Consider the following 20,957-nt stretch of genomic DNA (forward strand, 5'->3'; position numbering starts at 1 on the left):
AGAGGCCATTCGGGCACGCTAACAAGAGCGTGCAATGGAATTAGCGGCTTCGTTCAGGCCGGCGCCTGGACGAAGCCGAGTTCGTTGCCGTCGGGGTCGCGGATGGTGAACTTGCGGCTGCCGTACGGCGTGGTGGTGAGAGGTTCGAGCACGTCGGCTGTCGGTCCCAGACGTGCCCACCAGGCGTCCACGTCGTCGACCTCGAGGTTGAAGCGAACGCCGGCTGACGGCGCTGGGTCGTAGCGGCCGATGGCGAACTGCGCTGGGCCGAGGGTGAAGTGCGCGTACGTCGGTGCGTCCGGCGGCCAGTGGCCTTCGGCTGGTACGCCGAGGAGGTCCTCGTACCAGGTGATCGCCGTAGCGAGGTCTCGGACGTTCGCTCGGACGTGGGTCAGGCGGGGAATGTCCATGTCGGTCCGGTTCCCCTCCTGGATTCGGGCATGTCTGGATCCAGGAGGGGTGGGCGCCGGGTCTTGTTAGGAGATGAGGATTCGTAGGGCTAGGACGGTGATGACTGCGCTGGAGGTCAGTGCTGTCAGGAGGCGGGCTCTGGGAGTGGTGAGGAGGCGGCCCAGCAGGGCGCCGCTGGTGGAGAGGAGGAGTTGCCAGGAGGACGACGCGATGAAGGCTGCTGTGATGAAGATGGTTTGTTCTGTGGGGGTTGGGGTTGTGGTGTCTTGGGCGCCCAGAACGAGGGCGGTGAAGTAGAGGATGGTGGTGGGGTTGAGCAGCGTCATGCCTAGGAGGGTGAAGTAGGCGCTGGTGGGGGTGGGGGACGGCGGGATGGGTTTGGCGGAGTCGATTCGGCGGTGGTGGGTGATGGCTGTGATCGCGCCTCGGGCGGCCAGGGCCAGGAGGACTGCTACCGAGATCCACTTGAGGGGTGTGGTGACAGGCGCCAGGGCGGGGGCAATGGCTGAGCCGCCGATGGTGGCGATGAGGGCGTAGAGGCCGTCGGCGGTGGCTACGCCGAGGGCGGCCGCCGCGCCGACCTTGAGCGTCGTACGGGCGGTGAGGGCTACGAGGTAGGTGCCGATGGCGCCTACGGGGATGGCGATGCCGTAGCCGGCGACCAGGCCCGCGACGAGCGCGGTGATCACGTGCGGGAGGTGATCGATCCCAACGGTCGGCCGGTCTGCTGCTGGGCCGCCACCGGACGAACGGTGGAGGGCAGCGGCAGGTGGGCACTGGTCGTGGTCATGGAGTGATCGTCCAACTGGGGAGGGATGTCGGCAAGTGAATTTGCTGCTGGCAGGCAGGGCGTTGACCGCGGGAGTAGCCACGTTGCTGCTGGCCCGGCGGGGTGTGTTCGAGGATCGAGTGGTGGTTGCTTAGGGCAATCACAATGGGTGGGCGTGGGCTTTGGTGGGGGAGAGGAAGAGGAGAGTGGCCTTCGCCTTCGTGGGGAGCATGGCGGTGTAGGCGTGGAGCTGGGGTGCGTAGTGGGCGATGCGGGCGTCCAGGGCCGCGGCGGGGATGGCGTCGGTTTTGTAGTCGACGATCATCAGGGTGCCGTCGTCCTCGCGGTACAGGAGGTCGATGAAGCCTTCGAGGACGGTGCCGTCGGGTTGGGGGATGCCGACGAAGGACTCGCGCCAGTGTTCGCGGGTGGCGGCCCGTTGGACGATGTCGGAGGAGAGGGCCGAGCGGACCAGGGCTTGGACTACGTCGGCGTACTCGACGACTCCTTCGGCCAGGCACTGGGACTGGACGGCAGACTCCAGGCCGGCGGCGGTGGTGAGGTCGACGACCTGGAGGACGCCGTGGACGGCTCGGCCGATGGCGGTGCCGTAGCGGCCCTTGGACCAGGGCGGGAGGTCGATGTCGCGCGCTGCTTTCGCCGTACCGGGGTCTGCTGCGTGCAGGGCCACGTCGGGGCCGGTGCCTTCCAGGCCGGAGGGGCTTTGGCTGGAACGGCGGCGGCTGGCGGCGCGGGATTCGGTGATGCGGGATTCCCACTCGGCTCGGTTGAGGGGTGGGGAGATTTTGGGGGCTATTGAGGCGGAAGTTCCGTCGGCTGGGGTGGAGGGGGCAGGGGCTGGGGTGAGGTGGTGGAGGTTGGGGACCTCGAGGGCGTTGGCTGAGGTGAGGAGCTCGGCATTGCTGGAGTGGCGGCGGGTGCCGGAGCGGTGGAGGGAGACGACGAGGTGGTCGCGCGCTCGCGTCGCGGCGACGTACAGGAGACGGCGGCGTTCGTAGTCGTCCATCTGCTCGTCGACGGGTTGGACGAGGTCAAAGTCCTCGGTCTGGACTGAGGACTTGAGTTTGACCGCGTAGCCGCCGTCTTGGGGCCAGAGGACCTGGACACCTCGTTGGCGGTTGGGGGACGCGGTCATGCCGCTGAGGATTACGATCGGGAACTCGAGGCCCTTGGCGGCGTGGATGGTCATCACGCGGACGGCGTCGGCGTCGGTTTCGGGGAGGACTGCTTCGGCGACCCGGGAGGTCTCTTCGCCTTGGTGTGCGGCCCAGGCGAGGTAGGAGCGCAGGCCACCGTGCTCGACCTCGGACCAGGCTCGGGCTTGGTCCACGACGAAGCGGATGCGACGCCAGGCGTCGCGGGCTCGGGGGCCGGTGGCGGCGACTTCGAGGATGCGGCGGTCGGCGACGATCTTGCCGAGGATCTCGCTGGGGGTGAGCCAGCGGGAGGCGTAGTAGGTCTTGCGGAGCCACTCCATGGCTTCGCCGACGGGGTGGGTGAGGAGGTTGTCGGGGATGGGGGCGGTAAGGGTGAAGGAGCCGCCGGCGCGCTTCCAGGTGAACAGGTCGTCGTCGCCGCAGCCGAAGAGTGGGGAGCGGAGGGCTGTGACGAGGGCTAGTTGGTCGCTGGGGTCGCCCAGGGCTCGGGCGCAGGCGAGGAGGTCGCGGACCTCGGCGGTTTGGTAGACGAGGGAGCTTGCTTCCGCGCGGTACGGGATGTCGGCGCGGTCCAGGGCGTCTTCGAGGAAGGGGAGGGAGGTGCGGGCGGGGACGAGGACGGCGATGTCGCCGGCGCCGGCTGGGCGCCAGGTCGCTGTCTTCTCGTCGTAGACGGTCCAGTTCTCGTGCAGGGCTTGGGTGATGACGGTGGCGACGTCGGCGGCTTCGCGTTCGCGGAGGACGGAGGCTTGGGCGCGGGGGAGGTCGTCGTGCGGGGTGGCGCCGAGGATGGTGACGGCGGGGCCGGTTGTTGTTCGCTCGGCTGCGTTGTTGCTTGGGGGTGTCGGGTTGTCGTTGGGGGACCAGCCGGGGATTGCTGTGGCGGCGGTGAAGGGGGTTGTCGTGTCGTCGGTGGGTGGGACGACGGTGAGGTGGCGGCGGATGGAGGTGACTGTTGCTAGTGGGTGGTCGTCGGATTCCTCCTCCGGCGGGGTGGCTTCGTCGTCGAAGAGGGAGAGCTGGTCGCCTGTGGCTGGGGTGGTGGTCATGCGGCCGGTGGGGTTGGCGGTGGTTGGGGTCGCTTCGGCCGGTGGAAGAGATGAAGGAGCGGGCGGAGGGGAGTGGGGGTGCTGGCGGGGGTGGGGATCGGGGCTGGGGTTGGGGTTGGGGTTGGGGTTGGGGTTGGGGTTGGGGTTGGGGTGGTCTGAGGTAGTGGGCGTCGTTGGGGGCTTGGCGTTTGGGTTGCCGGGGGAGGTGGAGTCCGTGGTGGTGAAGAAGGTGGAGCCCGGGGTGGTGAGGTCCGGGGTCGTGGGGGACTCGGCGGTGGTTGGGGCGGCCGGGATGCGGCCGGTGGGGTTGCTGGTGGTTCGGGTCGCTTCGGCCGGAGAACAAGATGTGGGAGGAAGCGGGGTGGGGTGGGGGTGGCTTGAGGCAGTCGGAGGGGGTGAGTGCGGGGCGGGGGCCTCGGGTGGGGGAAGGCGGTGGGGGGTTAGAGGGTGGTAGGTGGGTTGGGCGCCTTCGGCTGGGGTGATGAGGGTGGTGAAGACGGTGTTGATCCAGGTGAGGACGGGCGGCACGGTGCGGAAGTTGGTGGTGAGGGTGACGGTTTCGCCCAGGAGGGACTGGGCGGTGAGGTAGGTGGCGATGTTGGCTCGGCGGAAGCGGTAGATGGATTGCTTGGGGTCGCCGACCACGAAGAGGGAGCCGTCGGGGATCTCGATGTCGCGCCAGTCTTCGGCGTCTGCGTCGGCGCCGGCGGCGATGCGGACGGCCAGTTCGATCTGGATGGGGTCGGTGTCTTGGAACTCGTCGAGGAGTAGGCGCTGGTAGCGGTCCTGGAGGGCGGAGCGGACTGCGGGTTCGCGGCGGAGGAGGTTGCGGGCCAGCACTAGGAGGTCGTGGAACTCCAGGCGGCCTTCGGTGCGGCGCTGTTCGGCGGAGTCCAGGACCTGTTCGGCGATCCAGCGGGACAGGTGCCTGAGGCAAGAGTCCAGGACGAGCTCGACCAGGGCGCCGGCAACCTCGACGACCTCGGTGCAGTCGGCGCGGTTGCGGGTGATGTCGGGCCAGTTCTCCTTGCGGCCGATCTTGCCGATCTTGAGGGTGCGCAGGTTCTGCAGGATCGCTAACTGGGTCTCGGCGTCGGTCGCTGCGGCGAGCATCAGGCCGAGGTCGCGGATGCGGTGGATCTTCGGGAGCAGGCGGTCGTCCTCGGCCCGGCAGTTGTCGGCGGCGGCGCCGATCTGGGCTGCCGCGGCGATCAGGCCGGTGAGGTCGGGCATGGCGACCAGTTCGGGTGGGTCGACCAGGACCCGTTCGCTGATCAGGTCCCAGTCGTTGCCGAACAGGCGGGCCAGTGAGCGGAGGTGCTTGAGCTCTACGCCGACTGCCATCGCCAAAAGCAGCGGCTCGGCGATGGTGTCGTCGTCGAGCAGTTGCTGCTGGAGCTCGGACCAGCGTTCTTCGAAGGCGACGGACGAGCCGACTTCGTCGAGGACGTCGATCAGTGGTGGCAGGCCGGCCTCGATGGGATGGGCAAGCAGGATCTGCTGGGCGAAGGAGTGCAAGGTACCGATCGACGCGGAGTCGAGGTCGTCGAGCGCCTCGTCGGCGCGGGTACGATCGGGACCTTTGCGGGCCTTCTCGAACTCGACGCGGAGCCGGTCGCGGAGTTCGGCGCCGGCCTTCTCGGTGAAGGTGACCGCGGCGATCGTGCGCAGTGGCACGCCGTCGCGGAGGACGAGGGTGGTGACTCGGTCGACCAGCGCGTGGGTCTTGCCGGAACCGGCGCCGGCCTCGACGAACAAGGTCGTGTCCGTCGCGTCCCGGATCTGCTCGCGGGCGTCCGCGTCGAGCAGTTCAGTCATCGAGGCTCACCTCCTCGAAGGTGGGGAGCGCACCCGGGTCGATCAAGCGGACCAGCCGTTCCAGCGCCGGGTCGAAGCGCTTGCGGTCGTAGCGGGCTCGCACCTCGCTGTGGCCGATGCCGTCGGGATTGCAGTACGGGCACTGGACCCACAAGAAGTCCGGGATCTCGGGCGCTTTCGCGGGGAAGTGGCCGGCGGCGATCGACGAGACGATCACGTCGAGGGCGTGCACGTACCGGTCGGCGACCTCGGGAGTCAGCGGGACCGGGATCCGTCGACCGCCCTTGCGGACGAACCAGTACGCCGCTTCGACGGGCGTCGACTCCTCACCGAGCCGGGCGCGCGCGGCGTACGCGTAGACGGGCAGCTGCAGCTTCGTGCCGGCGGCGACCGGGTCGGACTCGATCGCCTCGTAGCGGGAGAAGCCGCCGGTCTTCACGTCGGTGACGTAGATCGTGCCGTCCTTGCCGAGGTCGACCTTGTCGGCGGAGCCGCGCAACAGGACCCGCCCGCTGGGCACCGGAATCTCCACCGGCGGCTCGCCGTCCAGGCCGAAGCGCAGCTCACTGGCGACGACCGACGCGTCGTGCTCGGCTCGCCAGCGATCGTCGTCCTCGAGCAGGACCAGCAGGTCGCCCAAGATGCGCAGACGCTCGCGTTGCCACAGGCGCGGATGGCCGGTCAGTCCTTCGGCTTCGAAGCGAGCGGCGAAGTCGGCTCCGATGGTCAGGAGCAGCGACCGCTGCTCGGCGGTCCAGGGCTCGCCGTAACCCGGGAGAGAACCGGCGAGCCGGCTGACGAACGCGTCCAGGCTGTTGTGGATCAGGTTGCCGATCTGGACCGGCGAGATCACCAGCAGGTCCTCGGGAGCCTCCAGCGGCTCCACCTGCAGCAGACGTTCAACGAAGTAGGCGTGCGGGCAGGACGCGTACGACTCCAGCGAGGTCGGCGATGCGGTCCGGTCCTCGAGCGCGTAGTCCGGCAGGCCGTCGACGCCGGACAGGTTGCCGTCGAAGCGGGTGAACGCGTCACTGGAACGGGCTCGCAGCAACAAGCGGGCGCGGTCGACAACGCCGTCCGACAAGGTCAGCCCGGCGGTCACGGCGCGGACCTGCCAGTCCTGCTCCGTGGCCGGCATCCTTGCCGTGGTCAACGAGCCCGCGTACGACGCGGAGGTCAGCAGGCGATCGCCGTACGACGTCTGGTCCCACAACGTCGCGGCCAGGGAGTGGTCGCCGCTCAGGTCTCGGAGGGTGCCGAGCAGCCAGCGGGTCGGCAGACGACGGCTCGATCGACGGAGGTCCCCGCGCGGGAAGGACGCGACCACCCGCGACGATCCGGCCGAGAACGCGGCGAGAAGATGCCGGTGCTTCTCGTCGAGCCGGTCTCGTGCTGACGCCAACTCGGGTGCCGCTGCCTCACGGACGCGGTGCGGGAGCAGGGCGTCCTCGTGCACGCGACCTGGATAGAGGTCCTCCGCGAGACCGACCACGTACACCACGTCGACGGAGAGGCCGACGGCTGCGGACAGCGGAGCCACCAATACGCCGGTGCCGAAAGTGCCGATTCGGGGCAGCGACTGCCGCAGCTCCAGATCGAGGACGTCACGCAGCACGCTCAGGCTGGCCGGCGTGCCCAGCTCGTCGAGCGTCGACAGCCCGCGCAGCGATCCCTCGACGGCGACCGCGGCGTACTGCTCCTCGACGGGCAAGGTCCCGTAGTCGCCGAGCAGGTCGTGGAACAACCGGAGCACGACCTCGGACAGTTGCGACCAGCTCTCCATGACCGCGGCCGCGCCCAGCCGGCTTCGCAGCTCGACGGCGAAGGCGTGCAGGCGAACGGCGTTGGAGGCGTTGTACTGCGCGCGGCGGATCACCGCGGGGCGAGGATCGTCCGCGAGCTGCTCCTGCTCGGCCGTCCGGCGTTCGGTCTCGGCGTAGCGGCCGAGTCGCACCTCCCAGTCGTCGCCGCGGACGACGCCCGCAACGCGCGACAGGCGCTCCCACTGCGGCACCGGGATGCGCTCGCCGGTGAAGTCGCGGGTCGGGGCGTTGGCCAGCGCGCGGAACAGGTCGGCTCGAGGCAGGTCGCGGTCGACCAGCGCGAGGATCTCCAACAGCGTGCGCGCCAGGGCTCGCTCGTGCACCGGGCGGGTGCCCGGGCCGTTTGCGGTGATCTTGGCGGCGGCGAGGTGTTCGTGCAGGAGTCGCGCGTACGGCGAGGCGGCGGCGTACAGGACGGCGACGCGATGCGCCGGCGTCTTGTCCAGCACCGTGACCAGATCCCTGACGACGCAGCGAATCTCGTCGTCGGCGTCCGACGCGTTCAGCACCTCGGTCGCGACCGGGTAGTTCTTCGAGATCGACGGCGGCAGGTCGATCCCGATGCGTTCCAGTGACCGCCGGACGGCGCGGTCGGCCCGCCGTACGTCGGTCAGGCCGACGACGACGGTCAGATCGGCGGCCGCGATCCCGAGTGCGGCGACGAACGACGCCTCGGCCTGGCTCAGCTCCTGCGGCAGATACAGCACCAGGGATCCGAGCTCGGCGACCACGGCCGGCTCGGCCTCGGCACGAGAGGCGGCGGCCCGAAGCAGGTCGGTCTCGTCGTACCAGTCCCCGCGGAGCTCGTCGCAGACCGTGCGGTGGAGATGGATCAGCGAGGGGCCGAGCCCCGAGGCGGCCGACACCTTCTCCAGCGCGGGGTCGCTGAGGTCGCGCAACTCCCGGTGCGCTGCAGCAAGCGCTTGGATCGTGGACGGGTGATCGGCGACCTCCTCGAACACACAGGGCGTCTTGGACAACGCGGTCCGCCAGGTCGCCGCGACGATGGGCCGGGTGGCCGGCCGGCGCGGCGCCAGCAACCCGGCCGCCAACTGCTCGGCCAGACGTGGCAACGTCGCCAGGTACAGCGCGGCGATGCCTGTGGAGGCGAGGAATCGGCGCGCCACGACCCCGGTCAGGTTGTCCGGCAGCAGCAGCGTGACGGGCTTCATCGGGTCGTCGGCCTTCAGCCGCGCGACGACCTCGGCCAGCCGCTCCAGCGCGGCCGCGCCGTACGCCGTGGTCTCGATCCGGGTCCCGCTCACTGTGCCCCCGATCCTGGTGCTTGTCGTGAAAGACGCTAAACCCTGCCACGGACAATCCTTCCGCGGCCGCCGCGGCGAACCCATGACCTGAACCGGCATTCGTCAGGAACTCTTGAGGAACCCACCCGGAATCACCGCAGGAACAGCGGGAAAACGCCGCTGGGAAAGGCGAAGGCGCGCCGTGTCGCTGCGGTGGCGGCGATCGGCTCGGACAATGAAGTATGACCAAGGAGACCACCGTGGCGCGGGCACTGATGGTGCTCGTCTTCGCGCCTGCCGGTGGGCTGTTCGGGAAGGCCGTCGCGGTGGCCGCGGCCGGGCACGAGTGGTGGCCGTGGTTGGCCGCCTCGGCGGTCTGGCTGGTCGTGACGGGCCTGGTTTCGATGGCGGTGTCGAACCGTCTCGACGAGCACAGATAATGCTCCGATGGCCGCCGCGCTGCACCACGTCGAGATCTGGGTCCCGGACCTGTCCCGTGCCGTCGAGAGCTGGGGCTGGATCCTCGGCCGGCTGGGCTGGAAGGACGGCGACAGCTGGCCCGGCGGCCAGATCTGGACCGCCCCCGACGGCAGCTACCTGGTGGTCGAGCAGAGCCCTGCGCTGAGCGCCACCGAGCACGACCGGCTGCGGCCCGGGATGAACCATCTCGCGCTGAACGCGGGAAGCCGGGCCGAGGTCGACGCGATCGTTGCCGAGGCCTCCGACCAGGGGTGGACACTGATGTTCGCCGACCGTCACCCGTACGCCGGAGGGCCGCGGCATTACGCCGCGTTCCTGCACAACGGCGACGGCTACGAGCTCGAGATCGTCGCGCCGCTCTGAGGCGGCGGACGGAGAGGTCGGCAGGTGAGACTCGTGATGCCTGGAGTGACACAGGGGACGGTTGGTGTGACATGGTTGACCGCGGCAGTGAAGGTCGCGGGGCGAAGGTGGAAGGACGGTGCTCGTGACGGAGGCGCCTGACGGGGGAACGACGCCCGGACCGGTTTCTCCGGAGGTGCTGGAAGCCCGGATCCGCGGTCTGCAACACGCGCTGGCGCAACTGCTCGACAACGCCCACCAGTTGACCCGAGGCGAGCACCAGCGCGCCGTACAGCTGCATCGTCAGCTTCAGGAACAGACGGCGATCGCGCGGCGTGAGTCCAGCGGACTGGTCGAGGCCGCTACTGCGGAGGCGTTGGCGACAGCCGAGCCGAACGCGCGGCTGCTGGCCGATCGGCTCGCTCCCGGACTCGCTTCCATCCCTCCGAACGACGCCCGCTGGCGTTCCCGGCAGCTCGTCGGCAAAGGCATCCCGTCGTACGTGCGGGTGGGTGAGCTGGACACCGGTACGCCGGTCGTCGCGCCGCTGCTGCGGACGAACGGTTGGCGGGTCACCGCGGACCGGCCCGAGGCGGCGCGGCAACTGCTGCAGAGCACGGCCTTGCGGCTGATCGCGGCGGCGGAGCCGTTCCGGTTGCGGATCGACTCGTTCGACCCGCGGCTGACCGGGATGATGGGGCTGCTCGGCCACCTGACCACGAAGTACCCGCAATTGGTGCCTAGGGCAACACACACCGCGGAGCAGCTGCACTCGGTGCTGTCCAGCCTGGTCGACGTGTCGTCGCTGCGCGCCAGCCGGCAGGCGCAGCTGGGGCACAAGCGGTTCGAGGAGCTGATCCGCGAGACCGGTCGGGTCACCGATCCGTACCGGCTGATCGTGCTGTTCGACTACCCGGCCGGCATCGACACACTCGCCCAACGCGACCTGCTGCGGCTCGCGGCGACCGGTGGCGAGCGAGGCATCTGCTTCCTGGTTCACCACGATCCGGCGATGGCGTCGGAGTCCGACGTGGACGCGCGGCAGTTGCTCGAGCTGCTCACGCCGGTCTCGGTGACGAACGGCAAGGTGGAGGTCTCCCAGCTGCCGAACGTTGCGGCCAAGCTGGACCCGCCGTTCGAGGCGAACGTTGCCACCGGCATCTGTGACGTCGTGGCCGAGCTGGCGGAGATCGCCGTGCTGCCGACGATCGACTTCGAGCGGACGCTGCCGGACCGCTTGACCTGGTGGAACCCGGTCAAGGACGAGCTGAGCACGGTCATCGGGTACGACGACCGCACGCCCGCGTTGATTCGGCTGCGCAGCGGCAACCCGGCGCTGCCGCACGTCCTGGTGGGTGGAGCGGTCGGCCAGGGCAAGTCGAACCTGCTGCTGGTGATGATCCACGGCCTGGCCGCCCGGTACGCGCCGGACGACCTGGAGATGTACCTGCTCGACTTCAAGCACGGTGTGGAGTTCTCGGCGCTCGGACCGGCCGCTGAGCGCGAGCACTGGCTGCCGCACGTCCGCGTGCTCGGTATCCACAGTGACAGGGCGTTCGGGCTCGCCGTACTGCGGCACCTGTCCGATGAGCTGGCTCGGCGCAGTGAGATCTTCAAGGCGCACGGGAACGTTGCGGACATCGCCGAGCTGTCTCCTGGGCCGGAGCGGCCGCCACGAATTCTTGCCGTACTGGACGAGTTCCAGGTGCTGCTGGAGGACGACGACGAGCTGGCCGATGAGGCGGCGCGGCTGCTGGAGCGGCTGGTGCGGCTCGGTCGTGCGTACGGCGTCCACGTCGTACTGGCCACGCAGACGATCGAAGGGGTCAAGCGGCTGTCGACCCGGCGGGACTCGATCTTCGGCCAGGTGCCGTACCGGATCGCGCTCAAGACGACTCCTGCTGACTCCCAGGCGATCCTGCGGACCGGCAACACGGCGGCCGCGGAGCTGCAGTTCCGCGGTGAGGCGGTGCTCAACGCGAACTTCGGCTCGCCGGACGACAACCAGCACGTGCTGGTCAGCTTCGCCGACAAGCCGGTGCTGGACGACCTGCGGCACGAGCTGTGGCGAAGGTCCGGTACGACGAGGGCGCCGCGGGTCTTCCACCTGGCCGAGCCGGCGCGGCTGACCGACACCGCGGCCGCTGTGAAGGCTGAGCTCGGCCGGCCCTGGATGGGCTTGCCGATCGCGGTGACCGAGGAGCCGGTGGCCATCGAGGTGCAGCCGGAGCCGGGCGCCGGCGTACTGGTGCTGGGTGACGGGCCTGCTGATGCGCTGGGCGTGCTGACCGGGCTGGCAGTGTCCACTGCCGCGGCTGCCGCCGTACCGCCGCGGTTCGTGTTCCTGGACGGGACGGACTCGGCGCCGGCGGTTGCTGAGGGCAAGGGCGCGCTGATCCAGGTACTGCGGTCGCTCGGCTGCGAGGTGGAGACGGTCGACAAACACGGGGACGTCGCGCCGAAGCTGTTCGCGCTGCGCGACCTGGTCAAGGAGGGACGGGTCGGCGGTACGACGTACCTGCTGGGCTTCGGGCTGCACGCCGTACCGAAGATGCAGGTGCACGCCGAAGGGTTCTTCGAGAGCCCGGCGAACGCGCTGCAGGAGATCGTGCGCGACGGGCCTACGCAGGGGCTGATCACTTTCGGCTGGTGGAACCGGCTGCACGTCTGCACCGAGCAGCTGGGGTACGGGCGGGCCAACGTGGCGACGCACCTGTTCCTGCGGCACCCGCAGGAGGGGGTGCGTGCTGTCGCCGGTCCGCTGGTGCGCTGGGCGTCGGAGCCGCACCGCAGTCTGCTGTGGGACGGGCTGCACCCGGAGGCGCAGGTCGTCGTACCGTACGCGCCGCTGCATGTCGACGAGGTCGATCGGTACCTGGAGCTGGTGCGGCGATGAAGACCGAGGAGCAGCAGTGGGCCGAGTACGCCCGGGAGCTGCGGCGGGTCGCTGGAGCTCGTGCGGACGCGCAGCAGGAGCAGGACCGGCGTACGGCGGCCAAGACCCAGGCGGAGGCGACCGCAATGGCTGAGGCCAATGCGATGGCCGAGCGGGGGCACAAGCTCGAGGTACGGCTCAACGGGCTGGCCGAGAAGGCCGCAGTGAGCCTGCAGCGGGCCGGGCTGCCTCCGGACGGCAAGCGGACGACTGTGCCGTTGCCGGAGATCAGGGCGATCGCTGACATCGAGGTGGTGGCCGCCCGAATCACCAAACAGCTTGCGGAGACCGTCGACCAGCTGGAGGCGGTCCGGGCCGAGGCCCTGGCCGAGCAGGAGCGGCGCAAGCGCCGTACGATCAGCGCCGCCCTGACTGTGGCCGCCCTCCTCGTCGTGTGGGTGGCGCAGTCGTTCCTCGCCGGCGTCGAAGCGGCCGCGATCGCGGCGGTGACGATGCTGGCCGCGTCCCGGGTGCTGGGCCTGCCCCGGCTGCCCGGAGCGCGCTGGTGGGGCTGGGGCGGGGCCGTGCTGGTCGTCGTACTGATGGCGGCCGGGCTGCCCTGGTGGCTGGCGATCGGCGTGCCGGTGGTGGTGTCCGGTACGGCGATCGTGCTGCCGAAGAAGCGCAACTCCTAGGGAAGAGGCAGTCGACGTGTCGGACGTACAGCGGCTCAAGGAACAGCTGCACCAGGTATCCGCGGAGGCCAAGCAGGCCGCTGGTGGGCTGGCCGGGTTCAAGCTGCGGTTCACGCAGCACAGCGCGCAGGTGGAGAGCCTGATCGCGGGTACGGCGACCGGGGTGGACCGGGACATCTCGGAGATCCTGGACGCCGCCGGCAAGGCGGTCGAGCAGGCCGCCGAGGCGCTGGAGATCGCGTCGGCCGGCTGCAAGAGCTACGCGGACCAGATCTAGGTCCCTGCGCGTGCCGTCTGATCTGCAGCGGGTGGCCCGGGGACTGGTCGAGTGCCTGGACGAGGTGCCGCAGGTGGTGCTGCACCTGCAGCGGACGGCTGATCGGTGCCGGGAGAACGCGGCGCTGGCGATCGTGGCGTCGCAGGGGCGGGCGACGGTGGCGGCGCAGCAGCTGGATGCGGCCGCTCGGGCTTGCGAGGCTGCCGCGCATTACCTGTCAATGGCGCCGCCGAAGGCCAAGGCTTGGGCGGAGCGGTTGGTGGGGGAGGGGCGGTCTACCAACCGGCCCGATGCCGGGTCGGCGGATCGGAACAAGGCGACCGGTGGGGTGGCCGAGCGGGATTCGCGGGGGCGGACTCGGCGGTTGGAGGCGCGGTTCAAGCCTGGGGAGACGCCGGAGGCTGGGGAGGCGCCGCTGATTCGCGTGGCGCGGAAGGCTTTCGAGCAGCTGCGTGCGAAGCAGGAGAGGGACGCGGAGGAGCGGGAGAAGGAGCAGCCGGAGGAGGAGCTCGAGGTCGAACTCGTGGTTGATCCGAAGGGGGAGCTTCGGGCTGCTGGGAAGGCTGCGGCTACTGCTGCGTCGGAGGACGACGAGGAGCGGGAGGAGCCGAAGTACGAGATCGCGGTGGATCTGGGGGATGCGGCGCGGGAGCTGCTGGAGGCGATGGCCGCTGCGGGGGAGCAGGCTTGGGAGCGCGCTGAGCTGGTGATCGCGGTGGATCGGGTGGTGGCGAGGTTCGAGTACGGCGAGGAGCCGGTGGTGCCGGCGGCCGTCGTACCGGTGATTGATGTGGAGTTGCCGGAGTTCGAGCGGGGCGATAGTGAATCACCACTGCCAGACGTCGATCGACGGAACGGTGGCGGCGTAGCGGATGACGCGGACGAGCGTCCGGCCGCTGTCGATGTGGACTTCAACGAGTATCGAGAGAGATTGACCGAGAGTGGCCGCGTCAGACCCATCGTCGGATCCGGTCCGGAGATGGAGTTCCAGCGCCGACATTGTGGTCCGATCGAGTTTCGCCTGACCACCGACGACCGACTGCCGCGCGCTGTGTGGGCCGACGGACTGGACACATTGCTGCGGCGAGCTCAGGACGCCAAATACGTGGCTCCAGCGTCGGGGAAGTCGTTCTACCGACCGGACACGCTGCCGCCCTTTCTCCGGAGGATCGCCGAAGAGAAGAACGATCACATGCTCATGAAGTACCGCGAGGTCATCAGCGCTGACGACAATCCGGTGGAAGGCTTGGAGATCATCACCAACGATCTGACCGCAGCCGCCTACTTTCGGGACCGAATGGCGGAACTGGACATTCCCGGTCAGGTCACTGTCGAACAAGAGGACAAGGCATGAGCGATTTTCTGGTGGCGCCGCTGGAGGAACCGGCCTGGACAGTTCCCGCCGAGGAGCTCGCGGCGGCGTTGCGCGAGCGGTGGCCTGACGTTCGGGTGGAGATTGGTGCGGTCGAAGGCTCGTCGATGGCTCTGGAGGCTCTCATTCCCGTTGGGCCTGGAGGGCGGGAGTTGGGGGTCGCGCTGAGCGGGACCGGGCAGGCGGTGACGCTGGATCCTGCGGAGCTGGAGGGGGCGGCGGAGTTCGCCGTGTGGTTTGTGCAGACGGTGGTGCCCGGGGAAGAGGGCGTGCATCTGATTGAGCCCGGGTCGATGCGGACTGTGGAGCTGGTGGCGGGGCTGACGCCGTCCGAGGTACGGGAGCGCCTTGGCTAACAGCGACGAGGTGTTCCTGGCGACCGACGAGCCGATCGAGGTGGTCGCGGCTCGGGTGGCTGAGGTACTGGGGCTGACGTATCTGGGGCAGACGAACGGGAGGTTTCAGTACACGCGGTGGGGGCGGGTGTTCGATGGCTGGATCGGTGTGTACGTCGGGGTGAACGACTTCTGGCCGGAGCCGGGGGAGGTACAGGCGATGGATCTCTATCCGGTACGCGTGGAGATTCAGAGCCGCCGGAGGGACGGGCGCCAGGCTGAGGAAGCGCGGTTGGCGTTTGAGTTTTTGGTGGAGGGACTGCCTGAGGTGCCCGCCCTGCTGTCGCGAAACCTGGAGGTACTGGTGGCGGCCAGTCGGCCGGGGGTGGGGACGCACTACTTCGGTGAGAACGTGTGGCTCGATCCGCCGGAGATCGAGCCGTGGAGGCCGTGGGTGTTGCTGGCGGACGAGTGAAGTCGTTCATGCGTCATTGCGGTGCTGGGGGATGAGTCAAGAAAAGTTTTGGGAAGTCGCGTCATGAAGCTTCTGGGGGGCCGTCACTATCTGTGAACCCATCCCCACAGGGAAGTGGAAGTGATGACGTGATGTGCGAGTTGTCGATGTCGCTGGTGGGTAGGTCACGGGGCGGATCTCGCCTCCTGGTTTTGCGTCGGGTGCACTGATGGGCGGGGACCATGCGGGGCCGCAACGGCGGCGGGTGCGGGTCTGGTTCGGGGAGCATGCGGTGGCGGACTACTGCGCCGAGGCGGAGCTGGCGGATCGGTACGCGGCGGCGATGACGCGGCGGTTCGCGGGGCTCCGGGTGACCAGCGAACCGGTGTCGGCGGCTGATCCGGGGACCGGGCTGCCGCTACCGGGGGAACGGTTGTGGGAGGTCGCGCCGAAATGAGATCTCGACGGTTTCGGTTGATGCGGCACGAGGACGTGTCCGGGGTGAGTGGCACCGGGCCTGTCGCGGAAGGTGTTCAGTTCACCGACGGGGCGGTCGCGTTGCGGTGGTACGGCGACTACCCGACGACGACCGTCTGGGACGGGATCGATTCGGTGATCGCGATCCACGGGCACAACGGTGCCACGGAAGTCGAATGGCTCGACCCGGATCCGGGGCCGGACCCGGCCGTCGCGAGGCGGGAGGACCTGCCGCCGCAGCCGTGGCCGGAGCTGCATCCGGCGCCGGAGTTTGAAGACGAAGGGCCGGGGCCGAGCCTGTCGGGGCGGGGGGCCGGGTACGGCTCAGCCGGTACGACGGGCGCCGCCGACGACTCAGGCGACGCGGCGGGCTCCACGCGGGGCCCAGACGGGTCGACCGGGTCCACGCGGGGCCCAGACGGGTCGACCGGCCCGACACGGGCTCCAGGCGCGGAGCCGCGTTCGGGGCCGCCGGCGACCAGGCCGATCTTTCCGGCCGAGCACGGATCGTCGGGCCCGGTGTTCCCGGGCGGCCACGGCCGGGAGCCGTTCTCGGAGTTCATGGACAACGGGGTCGGCACGGCGCGCCGTCGTACCGGCTTCACCGATCTGCTCTGAGCAGCTGACCACATGACCACGACCGGGTCCGGCGCCGCGGACCCGGTCCTCCCCCCGAGCGGGCCGCGCACCGAACTCCCTCCGGTGCCGGCCCGCTCGTAGCGTCAGGGCTTGTACTCCTCCACTTCCAGCTGGTCGAAGTTGCGGAAGGTCGGCGGGCCGTCGCACAGCTCGGTGAGGGTGGCAGCGAACTCGCCGGTGTCCTCGCGGCCGGAGTTCTCCATCGCCTCCTCGTACGACGCGAACTCGACGACCGCGCAGTACCGGCCGTCTTCGTCGCGGTCGGCGCACGACATCGCCCGGATCGGGCTCGGGCCGTCGCCGGACTCCTCGCGCTTCTTGCGGAAGTCGCTCATCAGCGCGGAGATCTCGTCCTGCCGGGACGTGCGGTACTCGATGAACTGCACGAAGCCAGTCATGTCTTTCCCCCTTGGAATAGGCCTCTCTTGCTGACAGTGCGCCGCGCCCAGGCAGTGCGCAAGGCGCCGGGTCCCTCGATGACTCGCTGCGGGCGGTAGGCAACGATCTGCTGTCAGCAGAGGGACTGGGAATCGGTACGGCGGACTGCTTGGCTGGGTGCCATGCAGATTCTGGTACTGGGCGGCACGGCCTTTCTGGGGCGCGAGATCTCGGCGCAGGCACTCGCACGGGGACACGCGGTGACGTGTCTCGCGCGGGGCGAGAGCGGTGGGGTGGTGGACGGCGCCACGCTCGTCACGGCCGACCGGAGCAAGCCCGGCGCGTACGACGGCGTACCGGTGCAGGAGTGGGACGCGGTGTTCGAGGTCTCCTGGCAGCCGGGTTTCGTCAGGGAGGCGCTGGACGCGTTCGGACAGCGGGCGAAGCACTGGACCTATGTGTCGTCCGGCAACGCGTACGCCGACTTCAGTACGCCGGGTGCCGACGAGTCCGCCGCACTGCGGGAGCCGACCGAGTCGGAGACGGTCGACCGGGAGCAGTACGGCGAAGCGAAGGTCGCGTGCGAGCAGTTGTCGTCAGCCGCGGTCGGGGACCGCCTGGTGATCGCACGGGCCGGTCTGATCGGCGGACCGGGCGACCGGAGCGACCGGGCCGGGGCCTGGGTCGCCCGCGCGGCCAGGGCGCCTGAGGAGCCGCTGCTGGTGCCGGACACGCCAGAGCTGCCCACCTCTGTTGTCGACGTACGGGACCTCGTCTCGTGGTTGCTGGACTGCGCTGAGCGTGGCGTCACCGGGACGTACGACACAGTGGGACCGGTAGTGCCGTTCGGGGAGTGGATCGAGCTGTCGCGCCAGGTGGGTGGCCACACCGGTCCGGTGGTCAGGGCGCCGCGGGGCTGGCTGGAGGAGCAGAAGGTCGAGCAGTACATGGGACCGGACTCGCTGGCCATGTGGCTCACCGAGCCGGGCTACGAGGGCTGGTCGAACCGCAGCGGTCAGGCAGCGGCCCAGGCTGGTTTGAAGCACCGGTCGCGGGAGGAGGTCGTTCGGGACACGCTGGAGTGGGAGCGCGAGCTCGGACTGGACCGTGAGCGTAAGGCAGGGCTCAGCCCGGCGCGGGAACGTGAACTGATCGCGCAGCTCGGCACAGACTGAGGGCATGAAGCTGCTGCTGATCTCGGACACCCACCTGCCCGTCAGGGCGAAGAAGCTGCCCGAGCCGGTGTGGGACGCGGTCGACGCGGCCGACGTGGTCATCCACGCCGGCGACTGGGTGAGCGTCGACCTGCTGGACGAGCTGACCGAGCGGGCGAAGAGGCTGATCGGCTGCTGGGGCAACAACGACGGCCCGGAGCTGCGGCGACGGCTTCCGGAGGTTGCCCGGGAGACATTGGACGGGCTGCGTGTGGCCGTCGTCCACGAGACCGGCGGCAAGCAGGGACGTGAGCTGCGAGCGGAGAGGGCGTACCCGGACGTCGATCTGCTCGTCTTCGGGCACAGTCACATCCCGTGGGACACGACGTCGCCGCGGGGGATGCGGCTGCTCAATCCGGGATCACCGACGGATCGCCGCAGCCAGCCGTACCGCACCTACCAGACGGCCACGATCACCTCGGGCCGTCTGGAAGATGTTGCCCTGCACAACCTTTAGGCGTTGGCCGCTTCCTTGACCCGGGCCTTGAGACGGTCGCGAACCTCTTCGGGAGTGTAGGAGCGACGCTTGCGCTCGCCCCGTGCGATCACCACACCGGTCGCCGCGACACCCACCAGGCCGGCGACTCCGAGCACCTTCCATACCTTCATGAGCACTAACCTAGCGATGTGGAGACCCGGATAACGCTGGACGACGCTACGGAACTGACACGAACAGGTGACATTTGGCTGTTCCGCGGAGAATCCGCGGCGGATCGGGCGATCCAGCTGACCACCAACAGCCCGGTCAACCACGTCGGCATGGCGATCGTGATCGAGGACCTGCCGCCGCTGATGTGGCACGCCGAGCTCGGCCGATCGCTGCCCGACGTGTGGACCGGCAACCATCAGCGCGGCGTACAGCTGCACGATCTCCGCGACGCGGTCACGACCTGGGCGCACCGGTACGGTCAGCGCGCCTGGCTCCGGCAGCTGGATCCCGTGGTCGGCAAGGAGATGGAGGACGCCGTACTGCGGGTTGTCGCGCGCCTGGACGGTACGCCGTTCCCGTCGACCGCCCGGCTGGCGTCGCGGTGGATCCGCGGGCGGGTCCCGGCGTTCCGGCGCGGAGATCGCGAACTGGTGCTCGAGACGGCGTACTGCGCGGAGGTGGTCGCGCTGACGTACGAGGAGATGGGGCTGCTTCCGGGTGGGCGGCGGCCGAACTGGTACGACCCGGGGCGGTTCTGGAGCGGTGACGACCTGGATCTCGGGCTCGGGGCGACGCTCGGCGAGGAGATCGCGGTCGACGTACCGGCCTGAGAGCGGGTGGACCGGAATTGTCGGTGGGCTGTGATTGGCTGGTCGCAGTAGGAAGCCACGGACCGATTCCGAGGAGGCGTCGCCGATGTATGCCGTCATCGACACCGAGACGACCGGCCTGCTGCCCGGGCATCGGCACCGGGTGATCGAGGTCGCCGTCGTGCTGCTGGACGCCCAGGGACGGTTCGAGGACGAGTGGGTGACGCTGCTCAATCCGCAGCGTGATCTCGGGCCGCAGCACATTCACGGGATCCTGACCGCCGACGTGCTGGCGGCGCCGGAGTTCGTGGACGTCGCGCGGCGGCTCGGTGAGCTGCTCGCCGGGCGGATGGTGGTGGGGCACAACGTCGAGTTCGATCTCGGGTTCCTGCGGGCGGAGTTCGCGCGGCTCGGGCACGTCGTACCGCTGATCACCGAGCGATCGATGTGCACGATGGCGTTGGCCGGCTATCTGTTTCCGGGGTCGCGGCGGACGCTCGGCGCGTGTTGCGCGGCGGCCGGGATCACCTTGGAGGGTTGGCATTCGGCGCTGGCGGACACGCGGGCGACGGCTGAGTTGTTCAGCACGTACCTGAAGTCGTTCCCGTCGCCGCCGCCTTGGCAATGGGCGTACGACGAGATCCGGGATCTGCCGTGGCCGGAGTTGCCGGGGACGCATCGTGAGCCGACCGTGCGGCCGGTGCACGCGGGTGGGCGGCACGGGTGGATGAGTCGACTCGTCGATCAGTTGCCTCGGGTTTCGGAGCCTCCGCAGGCCGACTCGTACCTCTCGGTGCTGGACAGTTTGCTGGCGGATCGGGAGATCGATGCGGCCGGGGCCGACTTGCTGGTGCATGTGGCAACGGATCTGGGCCTGACACGGTCCCAGGTCGATCGGCTGCACGGGGTCTATCTGGACGAGTTGGCCGCGGCTGTTTGGCTCGACAGCGAGATCAGCGACGAGCAGCGCGCGGATCTTGACCGGGTGGCGACGATGCTTGGCCGGCAGGCGTGCGACGTGGACGACGCGTTGGTTGCTGCTAGCAACGGTCGGTACGTCGTACCGGCGCGGCCGGGGGCCGGTGGGTTTCCGCCGGGGAGCACGGTGGTGTTCACCGGGGACATGGTGGAGCCGCGCGAGGTGTGGTGGGACCGGGCGGTGGCGGCGGGGTTCAGTCCGCAGGAGGCGGTGCGGTCGGAGACGACGTTCGTGGTGGCGGCCGATGTGGACAGTCTGTCGCTGAAGGCTCGGGCGGCGCGGGAGTTCGGGGTGCCGATCATCGCGGTGGAGGCGTTTCGGCGGATGCTGCCGGCTGAGGTGCTGCCTGCTGACGACGAGCGGAAGGCTGGGTGATCTAGGGTCGACGGCGTGGAGAGAGCAGAGCTGGGGCGGCGGATCTACGCGGCGGCGCATCTGACCGGAGAGTTCACGCTGCGGTCGGGGGTGACGACGGATCACTACTTCGACAAGTACCGGTTCGAGGCGGATCCGGTGCTGCTCGATGCTGTGGCCGAGGCGATGGTTCCGTTGGTGCCGGCGGGGACCGAGGTGCTGGCCGGGTTGGAGATGGGTGGGATTCCGGTGGTGACCGCGTTGGGGCGGCATACCGGGTTGCCGTGTGCGTTCGTGCGGAAGGAAGCGAAGGCGTACGGGACTTGCCGGTTGGCCGAGGGGGCGGAGGTCGCTGGTCGGCGGGTGTTGGTGGTTGAGGACGTGGTGACGAGTGGTGGGCAGATTGTGCTGTCGACGCGGGAGCTGCGAGCGCTGGGCGCGGACGTGCGGGAGGCGCTGTGCGTGATCGACCGCGAGCAGGGCGGGGCAGAGGCTTTGAAGGAGATCGACTTGGGGTTGATCTCGTTGCTGAGGGCTGCTGATCTCGGGTAGTTG

The 20,957-nt window shown here is 69.4% G+C and carries 21 protein-coding genes; 15 read left to right on the forward strand and 6 right to left on the reverse strand.

Annotated features, from left to right (window positions below; all coding sequences use genetic code 11):
• Positions 1-53 precede the first annotated feature (53 nt).
• The 4 genes from ABD235_RS37000 to ABD235_RS37015 form a co-directional block, all read right to left on the reverse strand.
• The gene (locus tag ABD235_RS37000) at positions 54-410 is read right to left on the reverse strand and encodes a VOC family protein (RefSeq protein WP_344182857.1); all 357 of its coding nucleotides are present in this window, start codon (positions 408-410) and stop codon (positions 54-56) included.
• A gap of 66 nt (positions 411-476) precedes the next feature.
• Positions 477-1,100 (reverse strand): LysE/ArgO family amino acid transporter, encoded by a 624-nt coding sequence (locus ABD235_RS37005; protein WP_344182858.1) that lies wholly within the window; start codon positions 1,098-1,100, stop codon positions 477-479.
• Between the two features lie 240 nt (positions 1,101-1,340).
• Positions 1,341-5,225: a UvrD-helicase domain-containing protein gene (locus tag ABD235_RS37010; protein WP_344182860.1), complete on the reverse strand. Its 3,885-nt coding sequence runs from the start codon at positions 5,223-5,225 to the stop codon at positions 1,341-1,343.
• The gene (locus ABD235_RS37015) at positions 5,218-8,313 is read right to left on the reverse strand and encodes a PD-(D/E)XK nuclease family protein (protein ID WP_344182862.1); all 3,096 of its coding nucleotides are present in this window, start codon (positions 8,311-8,313) and stop codon (positions 5,218-5,220) included. Before ABD235_RS37015 ends, ABD235_RS37010 begins: the two co-directional genes overlap by 8 nt.
• A 221-nt stretch (positions 8,314-8,534) precedes the next feature.
• On the opposite strand from ABD235_RS37015, the gene ABD235_RS37020 reads away from it, so the two are divergent.
• The 10 genes from ABD235_RS37020 to ABD235_RS37065 all read left to right on the forward strand — a co-directional run bounded on the left by ABD235_RS37020 (position 8,535) and on the right by ABD235_RS37065 (position 16,217).
• Positions 8,535-8,732 carry a hypothetical protein gene (locus tag ABD235_RS37020; protein ID WP_344182863.1) on the forward strand — a complete coding sequence of 66 codons (198 nt, stop codon included), beginning with the start codon at positions 8,535-8,537 and terminating at the stop codon, positions 8,730-8,732.
• Between the two features lie 7 nt (positions 8,733-8,739).
• A complete protein-coding gene (locus ABD235_RS37025) occupies positions 8,740-9,135 on the forward strand; it encodes a VOC family protein (RefSeq protein ID WP_344182865.1) in 396 nt (131 codons plus the stop codon).
• A 124-nt stretch (positions 9,136-9,259) separates the two neighbouring features.
• Positions 9,260-12,010, forward strand: a complete 2,751-nt coding sequence (locus tag ABD235_RS37030; RefSeq protein ID WP_344182867.1) for an FtsK/SpoIIIE domain-containing protein — start codon at positions 9,260-9,262, stop codon at positions 12,008-12,010.
• Positions 12,007-12,684: a hypothetical protein gene (locus ABD235_RS37035; protein ID WP_344182869.1), complete on the forward strand. Its 678-nt coding sequence runs from the start codon at positions 12,007-12,009 to the stop codon at positions 12,682-12,684. The genes ABD235_RS37030 and ABD235_RS37035 overlap by 4 nt, the downstream gene beginning before the upstream one ends.
• Positions 12,685-12,700: 16 nt before the next feature.
• Positions 12,701-12,961: a hypothetical protein gene (locus ABD235_RS37040; RefSeq protein WP_012922179.1), complete on the forward strand. Its 261-nt coding sequence runs from the start codon at positions 12,701-12,703 to the stop codon at positions 12,959-12,961.
• A gap of 10 nt (positions 12,962-12,971) precedes the next feature.
• Positions 12,972-14,315, forward strand: coding sequence for a restriction endonuclease fold toxin-2 domain-containing protein (locus tag ABD235_RS37045; protein ID WP_344182873.1), 1,344 nt, complete (start codon positions 12,972-12,974; stop codon positions 14,313-14,315).
• Positions 14,312-14,689 carry a hypothetical protein gene (locus ABD235_RS37050; RefSeq protein ID WP_344182876.1) on the forward strand — a complete coding sequence of 126 codons (378 nt, stop codon included), beginning with the start codon at positions 14,312-14,314 and terminating at the stop codon, positions 14,687-14,689. The genes ABD235_RS37045 and ABD235_RS37050 overlap by 4 nt, the downstream gene beginning before the upstream one ends.
• Positions 14,682-15,143, forward strand: coding sequence for a hypothetical protein (locus ABD235_RS37055; protein WP_344182878.1), 462 nt, complete (start codon positions 14,682-14,684; stop codon positions 15,141-15,143). The genes ABD235_RS37050 and ABD235_RS37055 overlap by 8 nt, the downstream gene beginning before the upstream one ends.
• 208 nt (positions 15,144-15,351) lie before the next feature.
• Positions 15,352-15,579: a hypothetical protein gene (locus ABD235_RS37060; protein ID WP_344182880.1), complete on the forward strand. Its 228-nt coding sequence runs from the start codon at positions 15,352-15,354 to the stop codon at positions 15,577-15,579.
• Complete coding sequence (locus ABD235_RS37065; RefSeq protein WP_344182882.1) at positions 15,576-16,217, forward strand: hypothetical protein; 642 nt, start codon at positions 15,576-15,578, stop codon at positions 16,215-16,217. Before ABD235_RS37060 ends, ABD235_RS37065 begins: the two co-directional genes overlap by 4 nt.
• A gap of 104 nt (positions 16,218-16,321) precedes the next feature.
• Here ABD235_RS37065 and ABD235_RS37070 read toward each other — a convergent pair whose 3' ends face one another.
• Entirely contained in the window at positions 16,322-16,636 is a 315-nt protein-coding gene (locus ABD235_RS37070) for a hypothetical protein (RefSeq protein WP_344182884.1), read from the reverse strand.
• A 162-nt stretch (positions 16,637-16,798) separates the two neighbouring features.
• Between ABD235_RS37070 and ABD235_RS37075 the strand changes: the two genes are divergently transcribed.
• Positions 16,799-17,791, forward strand: coding sequence for a Rossmann-fold NAD(P)-binding domain-containing protein (locus ABD235_RS37075; RefSeq protein ID WP_344182886.1), 993 nt, complete (start codon positions 16,799-16,801; stop codon positions 17,789-17,791).
• A gap of 4 nt (positions 17,792-17,795) precedes the next feature.
• On the forward strand, positions 17,796-18,287 hold the full coding sequence (locus ABD235_RS37080; RefSeq protein WP_344182888.1) for a metallophosphoesterase family protein: 492 nt from the start codon (positions 17,796-17,798) through the stop codon (positions 18,285-18,287).
• Here the strand turns inward: ABD235_RS37080 and ABD235_RS37085 are convergent.
• Positions 18,284-18,439: a hypothetical protein gene (locus tag ABD235_RS37085; RefSeq protein ID WP_344182890.1), complete on the reverse strand. Its 156-nt coding sequence runs from the start codon at positions 18,437-18,439 to the stop codon at positions 18,284-18,286. The two genes, ABD235_RS37080 and ABD235_RS37085, sit on opposite strands and share 4 nt — an antisense overlap.
• Positions 18,440-18,457: 18 nt before the next feature.
• On the opposite strand from ABD235_RS37085, the gene ABD235_RS37090 reads away from it, so the two are divergent.
• The 3 genes from ABD235_RS37090 (at position 18,458) to pyrE (ending at position 20,954) form a co-directional block, all read left to right on the forward strand.
• Positions 18,458-19,090 (forward strand): hypothetical protein, encoded by a 633-nt coding sequence (locus tag ABD235_RS37090; protein ID WP_344182892.1) that lies wholly within the window; start codon positions 18,458-18,460, stop codon positions 19,088-19,090.
• Between the two features lie 85 nt (positions 19,091-19,175).
• A complete protein-coding gene (locus tag ABD235_RS37095; RefSeq protein ID WP_344182893.1) occupies positions 19,176-20,423 on the forward strand; it encodes an exonuclease domain-containing protein in 1,248 nt (415 codons plus the stop codon).
• A 15-nt stretch (positions 20,424-20,438) separates the two neighbouring features.
• Entirely contained in the window at positions 20,439-20,954 is a 516-nt protein-coding gene (gene pyrE / locus ABD235_RS37100) for an orotate phosphoribosyltransferase (RefSeq protein ID WP_344182895.1), read from the forward strand.
• Positions 20,955-20,957 lie beyond the last annotated feature (3 nt).

The sequence above is a fragment of the Kribbella lupini genome (genome assembly GCF_039529595.1).
GTDB classification, from domain to species: Bacteria; Actinomycetota; Actinomycetes; order Propionibacteriales; family Kribbellaceae; genus Kribbella; species Kribbella lupini.